Source organism: Bernardetia aquimarina (assembly GCF_042180575.1).
GTDB lineage: Bacteria > Bacteroidota > Bacteroidia > Cytophagales > Bernardetiaceae > Bernardetia.
The window spans coordinates 2,373,337-2,390,041 of record NZ_CP170094.1 but is presented as its reverse complement, the minus strand read 5'-3'; the positions used below and the strand labels follow the sequence as shown (position 1 = coordinate 2,390,041).

Annotated in this window: 16 protein-coding genes; 2 read left to right on the top strand and 14 right to left on the bottom strand. The window is 31.5% G+C overall.

What is annotated here, in order from left to right; all coding sequences use genetic code 11:
* Positions 1 to 95: 95 nt before the first annotated feature.
* Both ACE193_RS10150 and ACE193_RS10145 read left to right on the top strand, forming a co-directional pair.
* Positions 96 to 1,160 carry a sensor histidine kinase gene (locus tag ACE193_RS10150; protein WP_375562860.1) on the top strand — a complete coding sequence of 355 codons (1,065 nt, stop codon included), beginning with the start codon at positions 96 to 98 and terminating at the stop codon, positions 1,158 to 1,160.
* The gene (locus ACE193_RS10145; RefSeq protein WP_375562859.1) at positions 1,161 to 1,880 is read left to right on the top strand and encodes a LytR/AlgR family response regulator transcription factor; all 720 of its coding nucleotides are present in this window, start codon (positions 1,161 to 1,163) and stop codon (positions 1,878 to 1,880) included.
* An 11-nt stretch (positions 1,881 to 1,891) separates the two neighbouring features.
* On the opposite strand, the gene ACE193_RS10140 is transcribed toward ACE193_RS10145, so the two are convergent.
* The 14 genes from ACE193_RS10140 to ACE193_RS10075 all read right to left on the bottom strand — a co-directional run bounded on the left by ACE193_RS10140 (position 1,892) and on the right by ACE193_RS10075 (position 16,649).
* Positions 1,892 to 2,284 (bottom strand): T9SS type A sorting domain-containing protein, encoded by a 393-nt coding sequence (locus ACE193_RS10140; RefSeq protein WP_375562858.1) that lies wholly within the window; start codon positions 2,282 to 2,284, stop codon positions 1,892 to 1,894.
* Positions 2,285 to 2,324: 40 nt separating this feature from the next.
* Positions 2,325 to 3,794, bottom strand: a complete 1,470-nt coding sequence (locus tag ACE193_RS10135; protein WP_375562857.1) for a DUF4403 family protein — start codon at positions 3,792 to 3,794, stop codon at positions 2,325 to 2,327.
* Between the two features lie 20 nt (positions 3,795 to 3,814).
* A complete protein-coding gene (gene sdaAB / locus ACE193_RS10130; protein ID WP_375562856.1) occupies positions 3,815 to 4,492 on the bottom strand; it encodes an L-serine ammonia-lyase, iron-sulfur-dependent subunit beta in 678 nt (225 codons plus the stop codon).
* Positions 4,493 to 4,622: 130 nt separating this feature from the next.
* The gene (locus ACE193_RS10125) at positions 4,623 to 6,008 is read right to left on the bottom strand and encodes a T9SS type A sorting domain-containing protein (protein ID WP_375562855.1); all 1,386 of its coding nucleotides are present in this window, start codon (positions 6,006 to 6,008) and stop codon (positions 4,623 to 4,625) included.
* A gap of 52 nt (positions 6,009 to 6,060) precedes the next feature.
* Entirely contained in the window at positions 6,061 to 6,453 is a 393-nt protein-coding gene (locus ACE193_RS10120) for a hypothetical protein (RefSeq protein ID WP_375562854.1), read from the bottom strand.
* A gap of 190 nt (positions 6,454 to 6,643) precedes the next feature.
* Positions 6,644 to 7,063, bottom strand: a complete 420-nt coding sequence (locus ACE193_RS10115; RefSeq protein ID WP_375562853.1) for a hypothetical protein — start codon at positions 7,061 to 7,063, stop codon at positions 6,644 to 6,646.
* Positions 7,064 to 7,183: 120 nt separating this feature from the next.
* Positions 7,184 to 9,859 (bottom strand): FG-GAP-like repeat-containing protein, encoded by a 2,676-nt coding sequence (locus ACE193_RS10110; RefSeq protein WP_375562852.1) that lies wholly within the window; start codon positions 9,857 to 9,859, stop codon positions 7,184 to 7,186.
* 64 nt (positions 9,860 to 9,923) lie between these two features.
* Positions 9,924 to 10,286, bottom strand: a complete 363-nt coding sequence (locus ACE193_RS10105; protein ID WP_375562851.1) for a hypothetical protein — start codon at positions 10,284 to 10,286, stop codon at positions 9,924 to 9,926.
* Positions 10,287 to 10,475: 189 nt separating this feature from the next.
* Positions 10,476 to 13,592, bottom strand: coding sequence for a TIGR03032 family protein (locus ACE193_RS10100; protein WP_375562850.1), 3,117 nt, complete (start codon positions 13,590 to 13,592; stop codon positions 10,476 to 10,478).
* 223 nt (positions 13,593 to 13,815) lie between these two features.
* Positions 13,816 to 14,166: a DNA-directed RNA polymerase subunit omega gene (locus ACE193_RS10095; RefSeq protein ID WP_375562849.1), complete on the bottom strand. Its 351-nt coding sequence runs from the start codon at positions 14,164 to 14,166 to the stop codon at positions 13,816 to 13,818.
* Positions 14,167 to 14,244: 78 nt separating this feature from the next.
* Positions 14,245 to 15,156, bottom strand: a complete 912-nt coding sequence (locus tag ACE193_RS10090; RefSeq protein ID WP_375562848.1) for an outer membrane protein assembly factor BamD — start codon at positions 15,154 to 15,156, stop codon at positions 14,245 to 14,247.
* Positions 15,157 to 15,209: 53 nt separating this feature from the next.
* Positions 15,210 to 15,581, bottom strand: a complete 372-nt coding sequence (locus tag ACE193_RS10085; RefSeq protein ID WP_375562847.1) for a hypothetical protein — start codon at positions 15,579 to 15,581, stop codon at positions 15,210 to 15,212.
* A 166-nt stretch (positions 15,582 to 15,747) separates the two neighbouring features.
* Positions 15,748 to 16,212, bottom strand: a complete 465-nt coding sequence (locus ACE193_RS10080) for a hypothetical protein (protein WP_375562846.1) — start codon at positions 16,210 to 16,212, stop codon at positions 15,748 to 15,750.
* Positions 16,213 to 16,361: 149 nt separating this feature from the next.
* Complete coding sequence (locus tag ACE193_RS10075) at positions 16,362 to 16,649, bottom strand: hypothetical protein (RefSeq protein WP_375562845.1); 288 nt, start codon at positions 16,647 to 16,649, stop codon at positions 16,362 to 16,364.
* Between the last annotated feature and the right edge of the window lie 56 nt (positions 16,650 to 16,705).

Sequence of the window (16,705 nt, the reverse complement as noted above, 5' to 3'; positions counted from 1 at the left end):
CTTTAATCAGGATTTCGTATTTTTAATTAATTGCAAATAAATTTAATTACTATTTTCGAAGAATTAGAAATAAAACCAACTAGAAATACTCAAAGATGAATAATCTTTTTACCTATTTGAATAAGCCTTCTTACAAACATATTTTGTACTGGATGATAGTCTTTTTTTACTATGTAGCTGTTGATAAATATTATTATAATACAACTGAACAGTTATTAATAGTAAAATTTGTGTTTTTGCTTTTTCAAATAATGACTGCTTATTCTATCGTTTATTTTGTAATTCCTAGATATAGGATACAAAAAAATATTTTTGAAAGTAGTATGTCTTTGTTCGGACTATTTGTTCTTCTAAATATTTTTTATGCTATTTGGCAGCATCTTGTTTATGGACTAAATAGTGATACTTGTTATGCAATCTTCAAACAGAATTATGGACATTTACCTTTTTGGGAACAAGTACTAAGTTTTAGGAAAAATTTTACAATTATCTCTTGGCTTTTTGTTCAACCTACTTTTTTCTTAATTGCCTTTTTGTGGTATGAAAAAAACTTGAAACTTTCGGTTGCCAATGAACATAAAAAAATAGCTGAACTTGATGCTTTAAAGAACCAATTAAATCCTCATTTTTTATTCAATACTTTAAATAATTTATATTCTCTTACGCTAGATAAATCTGAAAAAGCTCCTCAGGTTATCGAACATCTTTCCGATATTTTAGATTATATGTTGTATCGTTGCGATGATACATTTGTTTTCTTGTCTAAGGAAATAGAATTAATTGAAAATTATTTAGCCTTAGAAAAAATACGTTATACAAGTAGGGTAGAAATAAATTTTGATAAGAAAGTAGATAAAGAAGTCAAAATTGCACCTCTATTATTATTGACGCTTATCGAAAATGCGTTTAAACACGGTGTTAGTCAAGAATTAAGACAAGCACGAGTATCAATTTCATTAGAAACTAAGAATGATGATATTGTTTTTTCTGTAAAAAACACAAAACCAAGTCAAACAGAAAATACACTTAGAAAAACAAAGGCGTTAGGATTAAAAAACATCAAAAAACAGTTGAATTTGTTGTATCCTAATGTGTATAGTTTAGAAATTGATGAAGATGAAGAAAGGTATTCTGTAGTCTTAACTTTAAAACAGAATTAAATGTACAAATGTCTGATTATAGATGATGAAGAATTAGCAAGAAATCTTATCAAAAATCATTTGAGTAAATTAGATGATTTTGAAATTATAGCTTCTTGCCAAAGTGCTATCGAAGCTAGTAAAGTAATGAATGAAGAGCAAATTGATTTATTATTTTTGGATATAGAAATGCCTGTTCTTAATGGAATGGAGTTTTATAAAAACCTAATCTCTAAGCCCAAAGTTATCTTCACTACTGCTCATCGTGATTATGCTATTGATGGTTTTGAATTAAATGCGTTAGATTATTTACTAAAGCCAATTTCCTTTGGTCGTTTTTTTAAAGCTATCGAAAAGTTTTTACTCATACAGAGCAATAATACTTCTGTATCAAGTACTATTCAAAGTAATTTAGAATCAGAACAGAAAATAAAAAGAGAGTATATTTTTGTTAACGAGTATAGAAAAAAGGTCAAGATACTTTTTGATGATATTCTTTATATAGAAAGCTTGAAAAATTATATCAAGATAGAAACATCTATAAAAACGCATATTATAAAACAAGGTATTTCATCGTTTGAGAAATTATTAGATAATCGTTTTTTGCGTATCCATCGTTCTTACATTATAAACATAACCAAAATAACAGCCTATACTAAACAAGATGTTGAGATAGATAAAATCGAAATTCCTATAGGAGAAAATTACAAAATGAAGGTAGAAAAAGTATTATCTAGTTGATATGTTTTGATTTAATAAACTACCTTCTTACTAAAAAATCTGTATTTATCATCTCTAAAACGAACAAAATAAATTCCTCTTGCTTTATTTGTTTCATCAAAAGAAAAAGAAATAGCTTTTTGAGATTCTGAAATAGAAACTGTCTTTTGTACTCGTCCTAAAATATCAATAATTTCTATTTGTTGTAAAGTAATTTTATCATTCCATTCTATTGAAAATGAATTAGATTGAGAAACAATTTTTACATTTTCAAAAAATACTTTTTTTTGTTCATTTTCTAGGGATAAAATTGTTCGTGTTCTGATTTGTGCTTTGTCAGATCCTCCTCCTGTGCCTCCTGTAAATTGTGAGTAAACAGGGAAATAAATCATTACTAATAATGTTAGAATAAATAATTTTTTCATTTGCATTTTTTTACGACACCTTGGAAGGTATCGGCTACGTTTATAATTTAATAATTTCGATGCCTACTTTTCCAGTAGCTTTTACATAGATACGAACGTGGTCTTTGTCAATCTGAATAAAACGAGGCGAAAGTTTAAAATCTTTTAAATCAAATAAAGCTGTTTTTCCTGTCTTGCCTTTTGAAAGGGCTGTTTGAATAATATCTGGCAACTTTTTGACATAATCATCTAAAGGTAGAATTAATAATTTTTGTATTTCTTCTTTAACAGTTCCTTTGAGCATCCAATCAGCAGCAGACAATAAATATTCTTCACTCTGCAAGTCATAATCAAAATTATCAAAATGTAGAGAGGTGTTCAACGAATCAAAACGAGGTGTTCCACTCAAATAAATGGTGCTATTTACATCGCCTGTTACATTAAGTTTCATAAAAAGTTTCTTTCCACTTCCAAAAACTTCAGCATCTGTAATTTTGATTTTATAATCTGTATTTGGAATAACCAAAACGGTATCTTTTATTTTTTTATCTAATAAATCATTGACAGCTTTATAAGGTAATTCTCCTTTTAGATGCAACTCAAAGTCATTATTTTTATAAGAAAGAGAGTTGTTTTGTTTTAAGAGAGGTAAATCTTTAAAGGCTACTTTTGGTTTTTCTCCTTTTTTATTGGCTACAACAGTTCGCAAAAGAGTTTTTAGACGAGTAGTAATGAATAACTGTTTGTTTTTTCCTTCTATTTTACTGGCTTCAATTTGTATGGGTTCTGCCAAAAGCCATGTTCCGTTAGTTACTTTTTTTTCTATTAAGATAGGTTCTTGAATTTTTGTCCAAATTTTACTGACTTCTTTTTCTATTACTTTTAGATTGGAAGCAGCTTTATCAATTACTCTTTCTAAGTCATCTTTTTTTTGTAGTAATTGATTTTCTAAAAGTCCTGCTAAGTTAAAATTAATTCCTAATACTTTAATTTTTGGTTTTTTTATCCATTCTATGCCTGTATAGGTGGTTTGCGTTTCTAATTTCCAGTTTTTATTAAGATTTATTTCTGAACGAAATTTAAGACGTAATGAAAAATCGATTTCTTTGGTGGTTTCTTTTTTCTTACCAAATAATTTTACTTTCAAAACACGCTTTGAAGCCCAAATATGAAGAGGAACAGAATAATACATAAAGTTATCTTTGACCACAACGTGGATTTTCTCTACTTTTTTGATTCTTATTTTTATTCCATCTCCTTTTTTATCTTCAAAACTTTGGTCTGCATAGAGTGTTCCTTTTATGGCTTCATTTATTTTGTCTTCTATTTGTTCGACTTTAAAAGCAATCGGAACTTCTAAAAATGAAATTTGATGTGTTAAGGCTTTATCAAAAGGAAGAATTTCGGGCGAAGTATTTTTACTTTTTTCTTTACAGGAATATAAACCAAAAACCAAAAGCAACACAAAAAAGAGCATCAATAAAGAGTATTGATTTTGGTTTTTTGATAGAAAATAAAATCTAAATGTCATTATTTATTTAGGATTAATAATTATTCTATGGGGAGCATATAAATTACTTCTTTTACCCAGTGCAAACTTCGTAAGTATTCCAATGACAGAGGGCGAAGTTCTGAATCAATTTCAATGACTAGACAAGCAATCCCCCGTTTTCCTTTTCTACTAACGTTCATTGTAGCAATATTACATTCATCATTGGCAAGAATATTTGAAATAAAGGCAATACTGCCTGTTCTATCTTCTGCAAAAACAAGAATTGTAAAGAGTCCTGTTGTAAATCCAGCCTCATATCCATTTACTTCTTCAATTTCTATTAATCCTCCTCCCCTACTTATTCCCAATATTTCTATATTTCGCTCTCCTTTTTTGAGTTTTAAACGAATAGAATTTGGATGAAAGATAGAAGCATTTCCAATAGAACGAAATGTATATTTTAAATTATTTTTTTTCGCTTCATCAAAAGAAGTTTTGATACGAATATCATCAGTTGCAAAACCTAAAAGACCTGCAATAATTGCCCTATCACTTCCGTGTCCTTCATAAGTACGAGCAAAAGAATTATAAAAAATAATTTCGACTTCTTCTGGAATAGCTCCTAAAATATCGATGGCTGCAAGCCCTAGACGAACTACACCTGCTGTATGCGAACTAGAAGGACCAATCATAATAGGACCAATCATATCGAAGATACTACTTTTTTCTGTTGCCATTGTTTTGAAATTTATTTTATGTGTTGTGTGTATATTTTAAGTTAAAACTACAAAATTACTTTCATAAAAAAAGCCTACTCCATTTTGGAATAGACTTTTTTATAAAAAAACTAGATTCTAAAATTAGAATTTATTTTACCACCATGACTTTTTGTTGGTATACACCTTTTTGAGTCTGTACTTGAATGATATAAATACCATTATCAACATTTGGAAGTTCTAATTGCTCTTCTGACTTATTATTGATATTTTTCAACTCTTTAGTAAAAATAACTTTTCCTGTCAAGTCTACAATATTTAGAGTTCCTTCTTCAGCATCAAAATCATTGAATTGAATCGTAAAGTTTCCGTTTGATGGGTTAGGGAATAATTTTAAAGCAGAATTACTTTTATCATTTTCTCCTAATACAATAGAAGGTTTGAGGTAAACTACATTTGAATAAGGACTAGTTTCATAATTATTTCCACTTTGTATTACATAAATACCACGTACTCTGAATCCATAATTTCTACCATTGATTAAATCTACTTGAAGTGTAGTTCGGTCAGTAATTGTCAAAAGAGTATATGTTTCACCTCCATCATCAGTCATATATACTTCAAACTCAGATATTTCTTCTGCTGCTTGTCCTTGTGGGGCATTCCATTGTAGATCTACTTTTGAATAAGAGGCAGTTCCTGATAGTACAGGTTGGTATTCAGGTAATATTCCACAAGCTCTTTTATTTTGATAACTGATACTTACTGTATCTTCAACAGTACAGCCAAAGTTTGGATTAGTAGCAACTACACGGTATAAAACTTCTGCACTGCGATTTGGAGCAGTAGGATAGCCAAAATCTGTAATAAATTCTTGTTGAGTAGCACCTGCTACAGCAGAGCCATTCTCAAACCATTGGAAGTTCCAATCAGTAGCATCTCCACCTACATCAGCGATAAGTGTATCTGTTGCACAAGCAGTACGATAATTACCAGCATCTACATTACATACAATATTACAACTTGTTGTTCCTGCACCACTAATCTGAGAAATTGTAACATCTGTAGGACGGTTACTAAAGTTAGTAATTATGAGTACAAAAATTTGACCTGTAGTACCAGTTACTTGAGGTGTTTCTGCTGCTGTTCCACCAGCAAAACTACAATCTGAAGGAGCTACTGTTCCTGAAGAAATTTGATTACAGATAGCTGTTAGGTTGCTACTTGGAGCAAAGGGTCCCCAAACAGCAAAATCCAAATCTAGTGGATTGCTCATGTTTAAAGCCATTTCTATAACACCTGGATTATCTATTTGCAGATAGAACCAAGCTGGGTTATTGCGTCCAGAAGAAATACATCCATAGTTAGGACCTGCAGGTGCAACTATACCACCACCAGAACCTGCTGGGTAAGCTATTGGTACACTAGTACAAAATGGAGTTGCTGTTGCACATGAAGTACCTTGTGCATATAAATTTGTTGTGCTAAAGATTAGAAGTATAGCAAAAAATAGAGTTGAATAAAATTGTTTTTTCATTATTTTATTTTTTATAAAATTAGGGTTAAAATTTTTTTAGAAAGGAGTAGAATTATCTAGTTGTAAAATCTACAAATCCTAATTGATTGCGTTGTTCTACAATTTTATTTTTCAAATAAGTTTGCCATTCTGTCATTGTCCAGCTCTGACGGTCAGTAGAGGAAACAAGAGTGATGACTACTTTTTGTGTAGCTATGTTAGTTTCAAAAGTAACACTAGGGTCATTAAAGAAAGAAAAAAAGCGATTAGCAGCTTCAATACTTTGGAAGTTAAATTCTGTTAGATCAGCTTCAAATACTTTAGTATTTGAAGGAGCTGTATAATCCAATGTGATATACAATTCAGAAGTTACTTGTGCAGATGGCAAGGTTTGAGCAAATAAATTATTCATCGATACAAAAAGTGTAACAAATAATCCAAGAGAAAAAATGAATAGATTCTTCATGTTAATATTAAAATAAGAATGAGAAGTTGAGAATACGTATGAGATATATTAGATTATATCTTTGCAAATATACAAGTTTTTTAGAATATCTCCATATCAAAGTAATCAAAGAATACACATAAAAAAAACACCTTTTCATTTTTTGAAAAGGTGTTGATTGAGGATATAAATTTATTTGGAATAAGTAAACTTATATTTTTTCAAAAGTATAACGATAAGTAGCTGTTATTTTACCTGGTTTAGATACTTGCCATTCCCAAACCATTGTATTTCCATCAATACTAGTAACATTAATTTCTACATTTCCATCAAATATTAAGAATTGACCAGTAGAAGTATAAGTACCAGCTACTCCTGTAGGACTAGAAAAAGCTGTTGGATTTGTTAATACATAAGTTCCTTCTGAATTTAAAGCAAGAGAAAATCCAGCAAATTCAGAAGGATCTGCAACTTCACCTGTGAAAGTAGCTTTTACTAACTTCCAATTACCTACATAAACCGTATCTGTATTGTCACCATCGGTATCATTGAGACTAGAACAAGATGTAAATACTCCCACACTTACCAATAAGATAAAAAGGGCAACTATACGCACATAATTAAATTTCATATAAATTCGTATTTTGAGTTTGAGATTAAGAATACAACTAAAATGTTGTATTGAAAATTATATAATAGAAGATTTATCAAAGTAGAGTTAATTGTAATAATATAACTCTACTTTAATTAATTAGCGTACAACGCTTACTTTTTGTTGATACGTGCCTTGATTTGTTTCTACACGAACGATATACATACCAGAAGCTATATTTCCTAAATTAATAGAAGTTTGAGTAGCATTCAAGGTAGTTGTATAGACTCTTTGTCCAGAAAGACTTGTTACGTTTACAGTTGCAGAATTAGAACCATCTTGTAGTCTAAGATTGAATTCTCCATTGTTTGGATTAGGGAAGAATGCAAAACCTGCTTTCTTGTTATCCTCTTCTCCCAATACGATTGAAGGCTTAACAGTTACGATATTAGAATACATACCATAATTTCCACTTCCATACACTGGACGAACTCTAAAGTCCACTTTTTCTCCATTCAATAGACCTACAGCTTCAAAGCTAGTAGTTGAACTAAATCCAAAAAGGAAATAAGTACCAAATTGTCCTGGGTCTCCATATACTTCATATTCTAGAACTGGTCTTTCACAGCTTAACTCCCAATTTAGGGTTGCTACATTATAACCACTTTCTCCTGAAAGAGTAATATCTAGTGGTGCAATAGTTTGCACAGCCGATAAATTGGCAGTTGCTTGACAACCTTCTGAGGTAGAAGCTCTAAGAAAATATTCACCTGAAGCATTAGGAGCAGTTTCAGGATTAAAAGTAGTACCTGTACCTACCAAAGCACCATTTGCATTATCATACCAAGATACGATTGTTCCAGTTGAAGCATGGCTTAAACCTGCTTTGAGTAAATTAGTATCACAATCTGTTGTTTCATTAGAAATAGTAGGAGATAATGAAGGAAGTATTTTTGCATTTTCGAAAGCTAGAATTGAACCAGTAAATCGCCCAACCAATAAATCGATAGAGTTATCTCCATTTATGTCAGTAAGGTGAGGACGATTAAATACAAAGCCAGCTCCACTTAAGCCTGAAAGTCCGAAAAGTGGGACTTCTTGTGGTGCAGCAAAAGCAGGAACTTGTCTAGTACCATTATTAGCAAAAAAGAATAAAGATGTTCCACTTCCTATAAATGCATCTACATCACCGTCACCATCCATATCTACGAATTCAGGAGATGAGTAAGCATCTACAGCAACTAGACCAAATGGATTTATAACTGGAGCTGCAAAAGCTGGAGCATTGATATTTCCTGTATTTTCAAAATAACTGGTATTTCCAGAAACTCCACCAACTGTAATATCCATATCTCCATCATTATCCATATCTACAAAAGATACAGAAGCAAAACCACCAGCACTAGCACCTACTAGTCCAAAAGGATTTGTAATTGGTGCAGCAAAAATTGCTGCTGAACTTGTACCTGTATTTTGATAGTAGAATAAATTTCCTGTGTTGTTAGTAACAATTAAGTCATAATCACCATCATTATCCAAATCTGTAAAAGCAGGAGATGAATAAGTAGCAGGAGATGCAATAAATCCAAAAGGATTGACTATCGTTGCTGTATTGAAAAGAGGTGTCTGCGCATCACCTATATTTTCTGCAAATACTAAGTCTGCGTTTAATTGACGACCCACAAAAGCATCTTTATCTCCGTCTCCATCGATATCTACTAATACTGGATCTGCTCCCAAATTAACCGATGATAAATCATAAGGAAGAACTAAGAAATCTGCTTGAGTAGCAGTTCCTCCATTATCGAAATAGATAGAGTTACCTGCTTGATCTCCCACAAACATATCCAAATCACCATCCCCATTTAGGTCAGCAAATGTAGGTGCTGCATAATCTGTTGCTGTGAGGTCAAATGGGTTAGCTACAGGAGCAAGGTAGTTAGGTGCTGTAATAGTACCATTATTCTCAAAATAATTAAAAGTACCGTTATCTTCACCTACCATTAAGTCAAAGTCACCATCATTATCTAAGTCAGCAAAAGAAGCTGCTGCACTAAACCCAACATCTACAAGTCCACCAAAAGGATTTACTTGACGAGGTCCAAAAGCTGGAGCAGTAGCAGTTCCTGTATTAAGATAAAAAATAGAGTTACCTGTACCTTCACCAGTTATTAGATCAAAATCACCATCATTGTCTATATCTGCAAAAGTTGGCACGACATAATAATCACCAGTTGCATTTATTCCGAAAGGATTTATTATACGTGTAGCATAGTTTGGAGCAGTAGCTGTTCCTATATTTTCTAAAAATGCAAGACCTTCACCACCTTTACCAGTACCCAAGAAAGCATCCATATCCCCATCCCCATCTATATCTACAAAAGCAGGAGATGTACCTGATTCTGGTATAGCTAATCCATTCGGATTTGTTTGAGGGGCAGACCATATTGGAGTAGCCGTCGTGCCTGTATTTTGATAAAAGTTAAGGTTATTACCTTTCTTTTCACCTACTAAAAGGTCAAAGTCTCCATCTCCATCATAATCTACTAGGTGTGGTCTAGCCTCTCCACCATTTTGAACAATACCACCTGGGTTTGTTACAGGAACAGCAGAAGGAACACGGTTAAATGCAGGCTCACATGTAAAGCGATCTTGTGCCATAGATGCTGAAGAGCTTCCTAAAAACATTCCTGTCGCTACTGTGGCTGTAGCTGCTGCAAAAGCTGCTTTACGTTGCCAAGAACGAGTAAGTTGATGTGCATTAAATTTGTCTATATACAGACTGCAATAGTCTGATAGAGAGTGGGTTGTTTTTTTGTTGTTTTTAACTTTCATGTCAAGTAAATAATCTGATTTGATGTTTTATTTATTTTTACGAGGGTAAAAGAATAGAGAATATTTATTCACCAAACTCAGTAGCTACTGCCTCAAATAATGAAGCTTTATATTGTACATAGATACTGTATTGAGAAGCATCAAGCACATTATTTAGAGCTAAATCATAACGATTTTCACCTTGTTCAATACGAGTATTTAACTCGACCAACATTTGCTGTCCAGCTTCTGACTGAAAATTTTCTGATTTAGCATTTTGGTAACGAGCATTGTCATCCAATCTTGCCTTAGCATTGTTTTCTACTTTAAAGCGACGAGTATTTATTAGAGTTACTTTCTGTGTTTGTTCTGTTGTCAGTGAAAGTAAGGTGTTCATCTCATTTGTAAGAAATGAAGCCTTTTCCTCTGGACTTTGAGCGAATGCCAAAGTGGTCAGAAGGAATAAAGCGCAAGAGAAAAGAAATCTTTTCATACGATAAATTATAGTTAGGGTTAAATTAATAGAAAATTTACATAGTACTGCAAATATAGAAATTTTTTTAAAGTCTTTACTGATACAATAAATTTTATTTTTTTTATTTTAAAGGATTTAATTTTAGTAGAATTGAAAATAAGATTAACTATTTAATACTTTATAAGAAAATTTTGCTTCTACAAAGCTGATCAAATAAGGTTTTAAAAATTTATCTACAAACTTATGAATAGAAGGGTTATCTACTTGCATTTGCCAAATACCATATTTAGCTCCATCTTCTTTCAGATAAAGTAATGCTTTTGTAAGAACAGGTAAAAACAAACTCTTTTTATTAAGACCTGCAACAGAATTTTGGTCAATAAATGCTGAAGTGAACTCGACTGTATCAGATTGAATACGATGCGTAATCATCCATCCTATTATTTTACCCTTATAACGAAGCCCTGTACTAGAAGTAATGTCTATATTAGCCTCATGTTGAAAAGGACTCAAATAATCAGGATACCAATTTTGTGTTTCTTTCTTTTTTAAAATCTCATTTTTTTCTTCTTGAGTAACATCCTTCCAAAGAAATAATTCCATTCCAGTAGGAAGGTTAAATTTGTTCATCCAAGGGGCTTTTAAGATTACATCCATGGAAGATTTACACAAATAAACTTTAGCTTTGGGTTCTTCCCATTTTTTTTGTTTCAAAATATGTTCAAAGGTAGAAAGACTAGTCCAATCTGAACGATATTCTAAATGGATGCTATTAAATTTATTTTTGCGTAGTAATTTTTCTGATTGAGAAAGTAATTCTCGTCCTATACCCATTTTTCTAAAAGGAGGTAAGATGTACCAACTCAATAATTGAGCAGATCCATTAGGTTGTAGTTCTATAATTGCTGTACCAATTTGTTGATTATCATTTTGAGCATTAATTATAATTAAAGGTTCATTTAATTGTCTTGTTGTTTTTAGAATATCTAATCTAGGAAATGAAAGGTTGTTAAAGTGACTAATTGCATCATCAACATTTAGCTGATATACTTTATAACTAATTTTTGAAGTACTGACTTTATTTGATTCTATAGAATTAGATTCATTAAAGTTTTTATGAGTACTAATATGGTCAGTTTCTGTGATTAGGTCAGGGCGTAAATACCTATCTATAAATTTATACATGGTAGCATTGCCTTGTTCTATTTGAAGCAAACCGTATTTATATCCCTCTTCTTCGGCTTTTAGAAGGCTTTTAGAAAGAGTTTCTAAAAACACAATATAACTACCTAAGCCCTTACCTAGTATTTCTTTATCTATAAATAGATGACCAAATTCTACTGTATCAGTTTTTATAGAATGTACTATTATCCAACCAAATACTTCTCCCTTATATCTCAATCCAAAGCTCAATATATCAACTCTACTACCTTCATGACTAAAAGGATCAACTGTAATTGGATACCATTCTGTAGTGGATTGTCTATGTTGTATTTTTTGTTTTTCAGCTTGAGTAAGTGTGTTCCACTGAAACATTTCAATATCTGTATTCCTATGCTCTTTCCTAACCCAAGAAGCCTTTGCCGTTTTTTCTATTTCAAATTTATATAGACTAGAGGCGACAGATGGTTTTACCCAGTTGTTATTTTTAAAAATAGAAGTAATTTTCTCAGCACTTTTCCAATCAGAACGATATTTAATATGAAGGCTATTGAACTTATTTTGACTTAAAACTTTTTCAGCACGAACCAATAATTCTTTTCCAATACCTAAATCCCTAAAAGGAGGAAGAACATACCAACTTAATATTCTAGATATGACATTAGAATGAGATTCTATCAGTATTGCTCCAATATACTGTTGTTGATTGCGAGCAACAATAACCAATAAAGGCTCATTAAATTTCTTTACTTTAGCTTGTAGATCTAATCTTGGAAATGTTAATGTATTGAATTGTTTGATTATCTGTGTTATAGGTATATTAGAAGCTATCTGATATTTTATATCTTCTACAGAAGTTGCGGCAATATTTGGATCTAATATAGGGGTATTATTATTTTGCAAAGGTGAAGAGATCAGAGATTCTTGTTGCTTTTGGATATTCTTGGAAGAAGTAACCTGTGGTAGAGAATAAGGAGATTGAAATGAATCTTTAGATTTTTCATCTAAGGTTGTTAGTGCCTTAAAATCTACTGTATTGTCATCTCCTTCTATCGAAATATAGCGTGTAACATCAGCAGAAGTCAAATCAAGACTACTTGGGCGTTTTACATTAGGAAGTGCTTGAACATCATAAAGCTCTACTACCTCTCCTTTTATTTCAAATTTATGAACAATTTCTCCTGTATTAATATCTACTATCCAAAAGCCACATTGAGGTTCTGTATTTCGGCTTTGTAAAATTTCATCTAAAGGCAAGCCTGTAAAAGTACGTTCGTGGCGAGGCTTTGAAAGCCCTATAATTGCATAATTTTTATGAAAAGCCAATCCACGCAAAAAACCATCTAATTTAGTAATAGCAATAAACTTATTGTCTTCTACATAACCAAATTCTCCTCTCCCTGCATTCAAAACCCAAATTTTATCTTGATAATAGCGAGGTGAGTGAGGCATAGAAAGTTCGTCAACAAGTACTTCACTTGTTTCCATATCCATTACAATTCCTCCATCTTGTCTATGTTCTCTCCAAGAATCTAACAAATTACTTTGAGAAATTGCAGTAACATAACGAGGTTTACCATCACGCATAGCCATTCCATTGAGATGACAGCGATCTTCTGCAACCATTTTGCTAATAAAAGGAGGCATCCAAATAGGCTTAAAATTGTATTTTTGACTGACTTTAGCAATACAATTATAGCGAGTATTCACGAAAACAATTTCTCCATTTTCATCAACAGAAACATCATGAACATTCAAATCTCCAGTATTAAATGCTTGACGAGGGATATATACCTTATCTGCTTCTTTATGAATCTGACCCTCTGCAAGGGCATTTTCGAAACGCCAAAGCAAAAAACGAGTACTTAAATAAAAAGAATTTTCAGACTCTACATGCAAACCCATAGCTCTATCAAATGACTTTTCAGAAACAAAAAGATGCTTAGTTGTATCTCTACCTATCAAAAAAAGTTTGTTAGTTTGATAAGTAGAAATAGCCAAACTAATTTCTTCAGTTCTGAGCCATTCCAAAAAATCAGAACTATAATGAAAAGTAGTATCCGATTCTGTTTGATGAAATAATGTATTATTGATTTTGCTAGTAGTTGATGTTTGCATTTAGATATAAATACGATTACTTAAAAGTAGATTGTAAAAAAAAATCTTTTGAAAAAGATGTAAATAGTTGATATTCAAATAAATTAAATGATTAATAGTGTTAATTAATAGCGTTGAATAATTCTGAAAATTACGGATTAATCATTGTTTTACGAAATTTTATACAAAAAAAATACAGTCAGATTTTGTTTTTGACTGTATTTTAAATTTAATCAATCTCAATTTACAAAGAAGGATTGCCTTCCTCTGACTGACGATAACGATAAAATAGTTTTCCTTCCATTAATTCATCGGTTGCTAAAGAAGTAGATTTTGGCATACGCTCATATTGGCGAGAAACCTCAATTTGCTCTTTGTTTTCAAAAACTTCCTCCAAAGAATCTGTTCCTACATTAAATTCAGATATTTTTTGATTTAATTCTTCTTTTGTATCTGTCGAAATCTGACGAGAACGTCTTGCAATTACAGAAATAGATTCGTAAAGATTACCAGTCGCTGCAATGATAGCTTGTACATCACGAGTATGAAGATTAGCTGTCTGAACACGACGAGGATTGAATTTTTTAGCTGACATATTTATATAAATTGTTTTGTTGTATTGTAGTATAACTTTTAAAAAAGAGAAACGCAAGTTTTCTTTTAGATATTTAATTTATTCAGATTCTCCAGCCGAGCCTTCTGAAGTAGTTATTTTTTTAGGGTCTCTCTTGTCTTTTTCTTTTGTATCGATAACTTCGCCTTTTTCTATATTTCGAATAGCTTTTTCTATATTTCCATAGATATTTTCGGCATCTCTGACAAATTTACTGTTTGGATAACGGTCTATTAAATAGAAATAGTATTCTTTAGAAATCTCATAGCGTTCTTTTTGTTTGCTATAAATACTATTTCTTGCCAAATCATACTCAGATTTAAAACGCAAAAAAGCTGCTTCATCAAGTTGTGGAGCATCTGGGAAGTCTCTTTGAAAGTTTTCTAGTGCAATTACAGCAGCTTTATAACGACCTAAATTATAAAATAACTCTGCATTTTCGAAGGCTTTAAGCTCTAATTTTGCTCTTAACTCGTCCAAATGATTACTAGCTCTTTTGGCATAATCCGTTTCTGGATACGTATTGATTACATCTTGAAAGGCTTGAATAGCTTCTTTTGAGCTTTCTTGGTCAAGGTGTGTACGAGGAGAGTCTTTATACAACGAGAAAGCATTCATAAAATAAGCCTCTGGTGCATTTGGACTTCTACGATAGGTAAAATAAAAGTTTTTGAAATAATAGGCAGATAAAAGATACTGCTTTTGATAAAAATGGCAATAAGCATATTTGAATTGAATGTCTTCTGCTCGTGGGTCACCTTTTACTATTGGAACAACATCTTCCCACAACAAACCTGCACGATAATAATCGCCTTCTTCATAATATTTTTGAGCTACCTTATCACGTTCACGCCAGTTTGGGTCTGACATCGCTTTTGTGAATTTACTACAAGAACTAAAAAAACCTGTAACTAATAAAGTACAGATTAAGAGAAATAAAAGATTTATGTTTTTCATTTGAATGAATTTCATTTTAACAGTTTGGGTAACACATTTTGAGAATTATATTTATTTTATTCTACTTTTTATTCAAGATTCAATTCTATCATAGAATTTTCTATATCATTTACATCAAAAATTTCTTTAGCTGTTTTATGAATAAACTCAATACAAGAATTATATTCTTCTGCCGAATTAATACTAACTCTATAACTATAATTTCCTTCTCCTTTGGGAGCTTCCCAGCCTAAATCAAGTGTTTTTTTCTGTAAAACAGTGCTTAATTGTTTGTCAGAAGGAAGATAATGATTAGAAACTGCTTCAAGCAATAAATGACTTGAATAGAACTCTCCAGCTACTTGGATATAATAGTTTTCTCCTAGATTAATAATAAGAAAGTTTTGTGTTCCTCCTTCTTCTATCAAGCGTTTGAGTGAGTTATGGAGTGCATCTTTCATAAAATAGGCACTTTTAAAGGTTTGATAGTGAGATGATTATAAAATATTTTTTATTCAAATCACAACGTGTTTTTTTCAATTTGCAAAGATACAATAATATAATTTGATTTTCAATTTCTGAATTGTCTATCAATCACTTAACTACCTATTTCTTTGCTTTTTTGTCTTAAAAGTGAATAATTTGCAAGAAATAAAGTACTGCAAAGGCAACCCCTAAAAGAATAATACCGACAGTAAAACCAATAAAAAAGGTAGAAACTGAAAAAGGAGGTTTGTTTTGAGCTTCTAATTCTTCAATAATACGCTGTCTTTCAGTAATTTGTTCTTCCAATGCTTGTGCTTGTTGCAGTCGTTGTACACTATCTTCTTCTCGGTCGCTAATCTCTGTACGTAAAGCTTCGATGGTTTGCTGCGTGCTTTCTGTCATTGTTTTGAGTTGAGTGAGATATTCTTCTCCCCAAAGACCATTTCGCCAACGTCTATACGCTAGTTTTTCAGATTTATCAGCCGTAAAAACGACCTTCAAAAAGGCAATTAAGATGATAATAAAAAAAAGACTTGCAATACCTACAAAAGAAGCTAGTAGAGTATCATCCATCAATCGCTCCCAAAATAAATTCAAATTCTCCATAGAATCAGTTACCAGTTACCAGTAATCAGTTATCAGTAAAATTCAATTACCAATGAAATAACAAATACTGAATTTTAAAAAAAATATTTTCAAAATGAAGTGTACTTCCCTAATCTCCAAATCTAAACCTCTATTCTATTCTCCCCAAATTACACAAAAAAAGGAAGAAGCCAAACCACCAAAACAATAATAATCGAACCACCAAAACCAAAGTAAGAAACATATTTCAATCCATCCTCTAAACCTTTACTCTTAAAACCACTCAAACTTAATGCAAGGGCAAGAAGTCCACAAATAGAAAATAATAAAAGAACAGTAGTATGATGAAGTGTGTCAGCAAATTTAGGCATCGTATTACTTACTTGTTTGAGCTGATACAACACATAAAACATCGAAGCTACCAAACCAGCACTAATATAGGGAGAGAATTTTTTCATTGGAATAATTTGCTCAATTTATTTTTATAAAATTATTCAAATATAGGATTTTATAT

Excerpts from the sequence above, each read along its gene's own strand:
- ACE193_RS10150 (WP_375562860.1), top strand. The coding sequence starts at position 96 with ATGAATAATCTTTTTACCTATTTGAATAAGCCTTCTTACAAACATATT.
- ACE193_RS10145 (WP_375562859.1), top strand. The coding sequence starts at position 1,161 with ATGTACAAATGTCTGATTATAGATGATGAAGAATTAGCAAGAAATCTT.
- ACE193_RS10140 (WP_375562858.1), bottom strand. The coding sequence starts at position 2,284 with ATGAAAAAATTATTTATTCTAACATTATTAGTAATGATTTATTTCCCT.
- ACE193_RS10135 (WP_375562857.1), bottom strand. The coding sequence starts at position 3,794 with ATGACATTTAGATTTTATTTTCTATCAAAAAACCAAAATCAATACTCT.
- sdaAB (WP_375562856.1), bottom strand. The coding sequence starts at position 4,492 with ATGGCAACAGAAAAAAGTAGTATCTTCGATATGATTGGTCCTATTATG.
- ACE193_RS10125 (WP_375562855.1), bottom strand. The coding sequence starts at position 6,008 with ATGAAAAAACAATTTTATTCAACTCTATTTTTTGCTATACTTCTAATC.
- ACE193_RS10120 (WP_375562854.1), bottom strand. The coding sequence starts at position 6,453 with ATGAAGAATCTATTCATTTTTTCTCTTGGATTATTTGTTACACTTTTT.
- ACE193_RS10115 (WP_375562853.1), bottom strand. The coding sequence starts at position 7,063 with ATGAAATTTAATTATGTGCGTATAGTTGCCCTTTTTATCTTATTGGTA.
- ACE193_RS10110 (WP_375562852.1), bottom strand. The coding sequence starts at position 9,859 with ATGAAAGTTAAAAACAACAAAAAAACAACCCACTCTCTATCAGACTAT.
- ACE193_RS10100 (WP_375562850.1), bottom strand. The coding sequence starts at position 13,592 with ATGCAAACATCAACTACTAGCAAAATCAATAATACATTATTTCATCAA.
- ACE193_RS10095 (WP_375562849.1), bottom strand. The coding sequence starts at position 14,166 with ATGTCAGCTAAAAAATTCAATCCTCGTCGTGTTCAGACAGCTAATCTT.
- ACE193_RS10090 (WP_375562848.1), bottom strand. The coding sequence starts at position 15,156 with ATGAAATTCATTCAAATGAAAAACATAAATCTTTTATTTCTCTTAATC.
- ACE193_RS10085 (WP_375562847.1), bottom strand. The coding sequence starts at position 15,581 with ATGAAAGATGCACTCCATAACTCACTCAAACGCTTGATAGAAGAAGGA.
- ACE193_RS10080 (WP_375562846.1), bottom strand. The coding sequence starts at position 16,212 with ATGGAGAATTTGAATTTATTTTGGGAGCGATTGATGGATGATACTCTA.
- ACE193_RS10075 (WP_375562845.1), bottom strand. The coding sequence starts at position 16,649 with ATGAAAAAATTCTCTCCCTATATTAGTGCTGGTTTGGTAGCTTCGATG.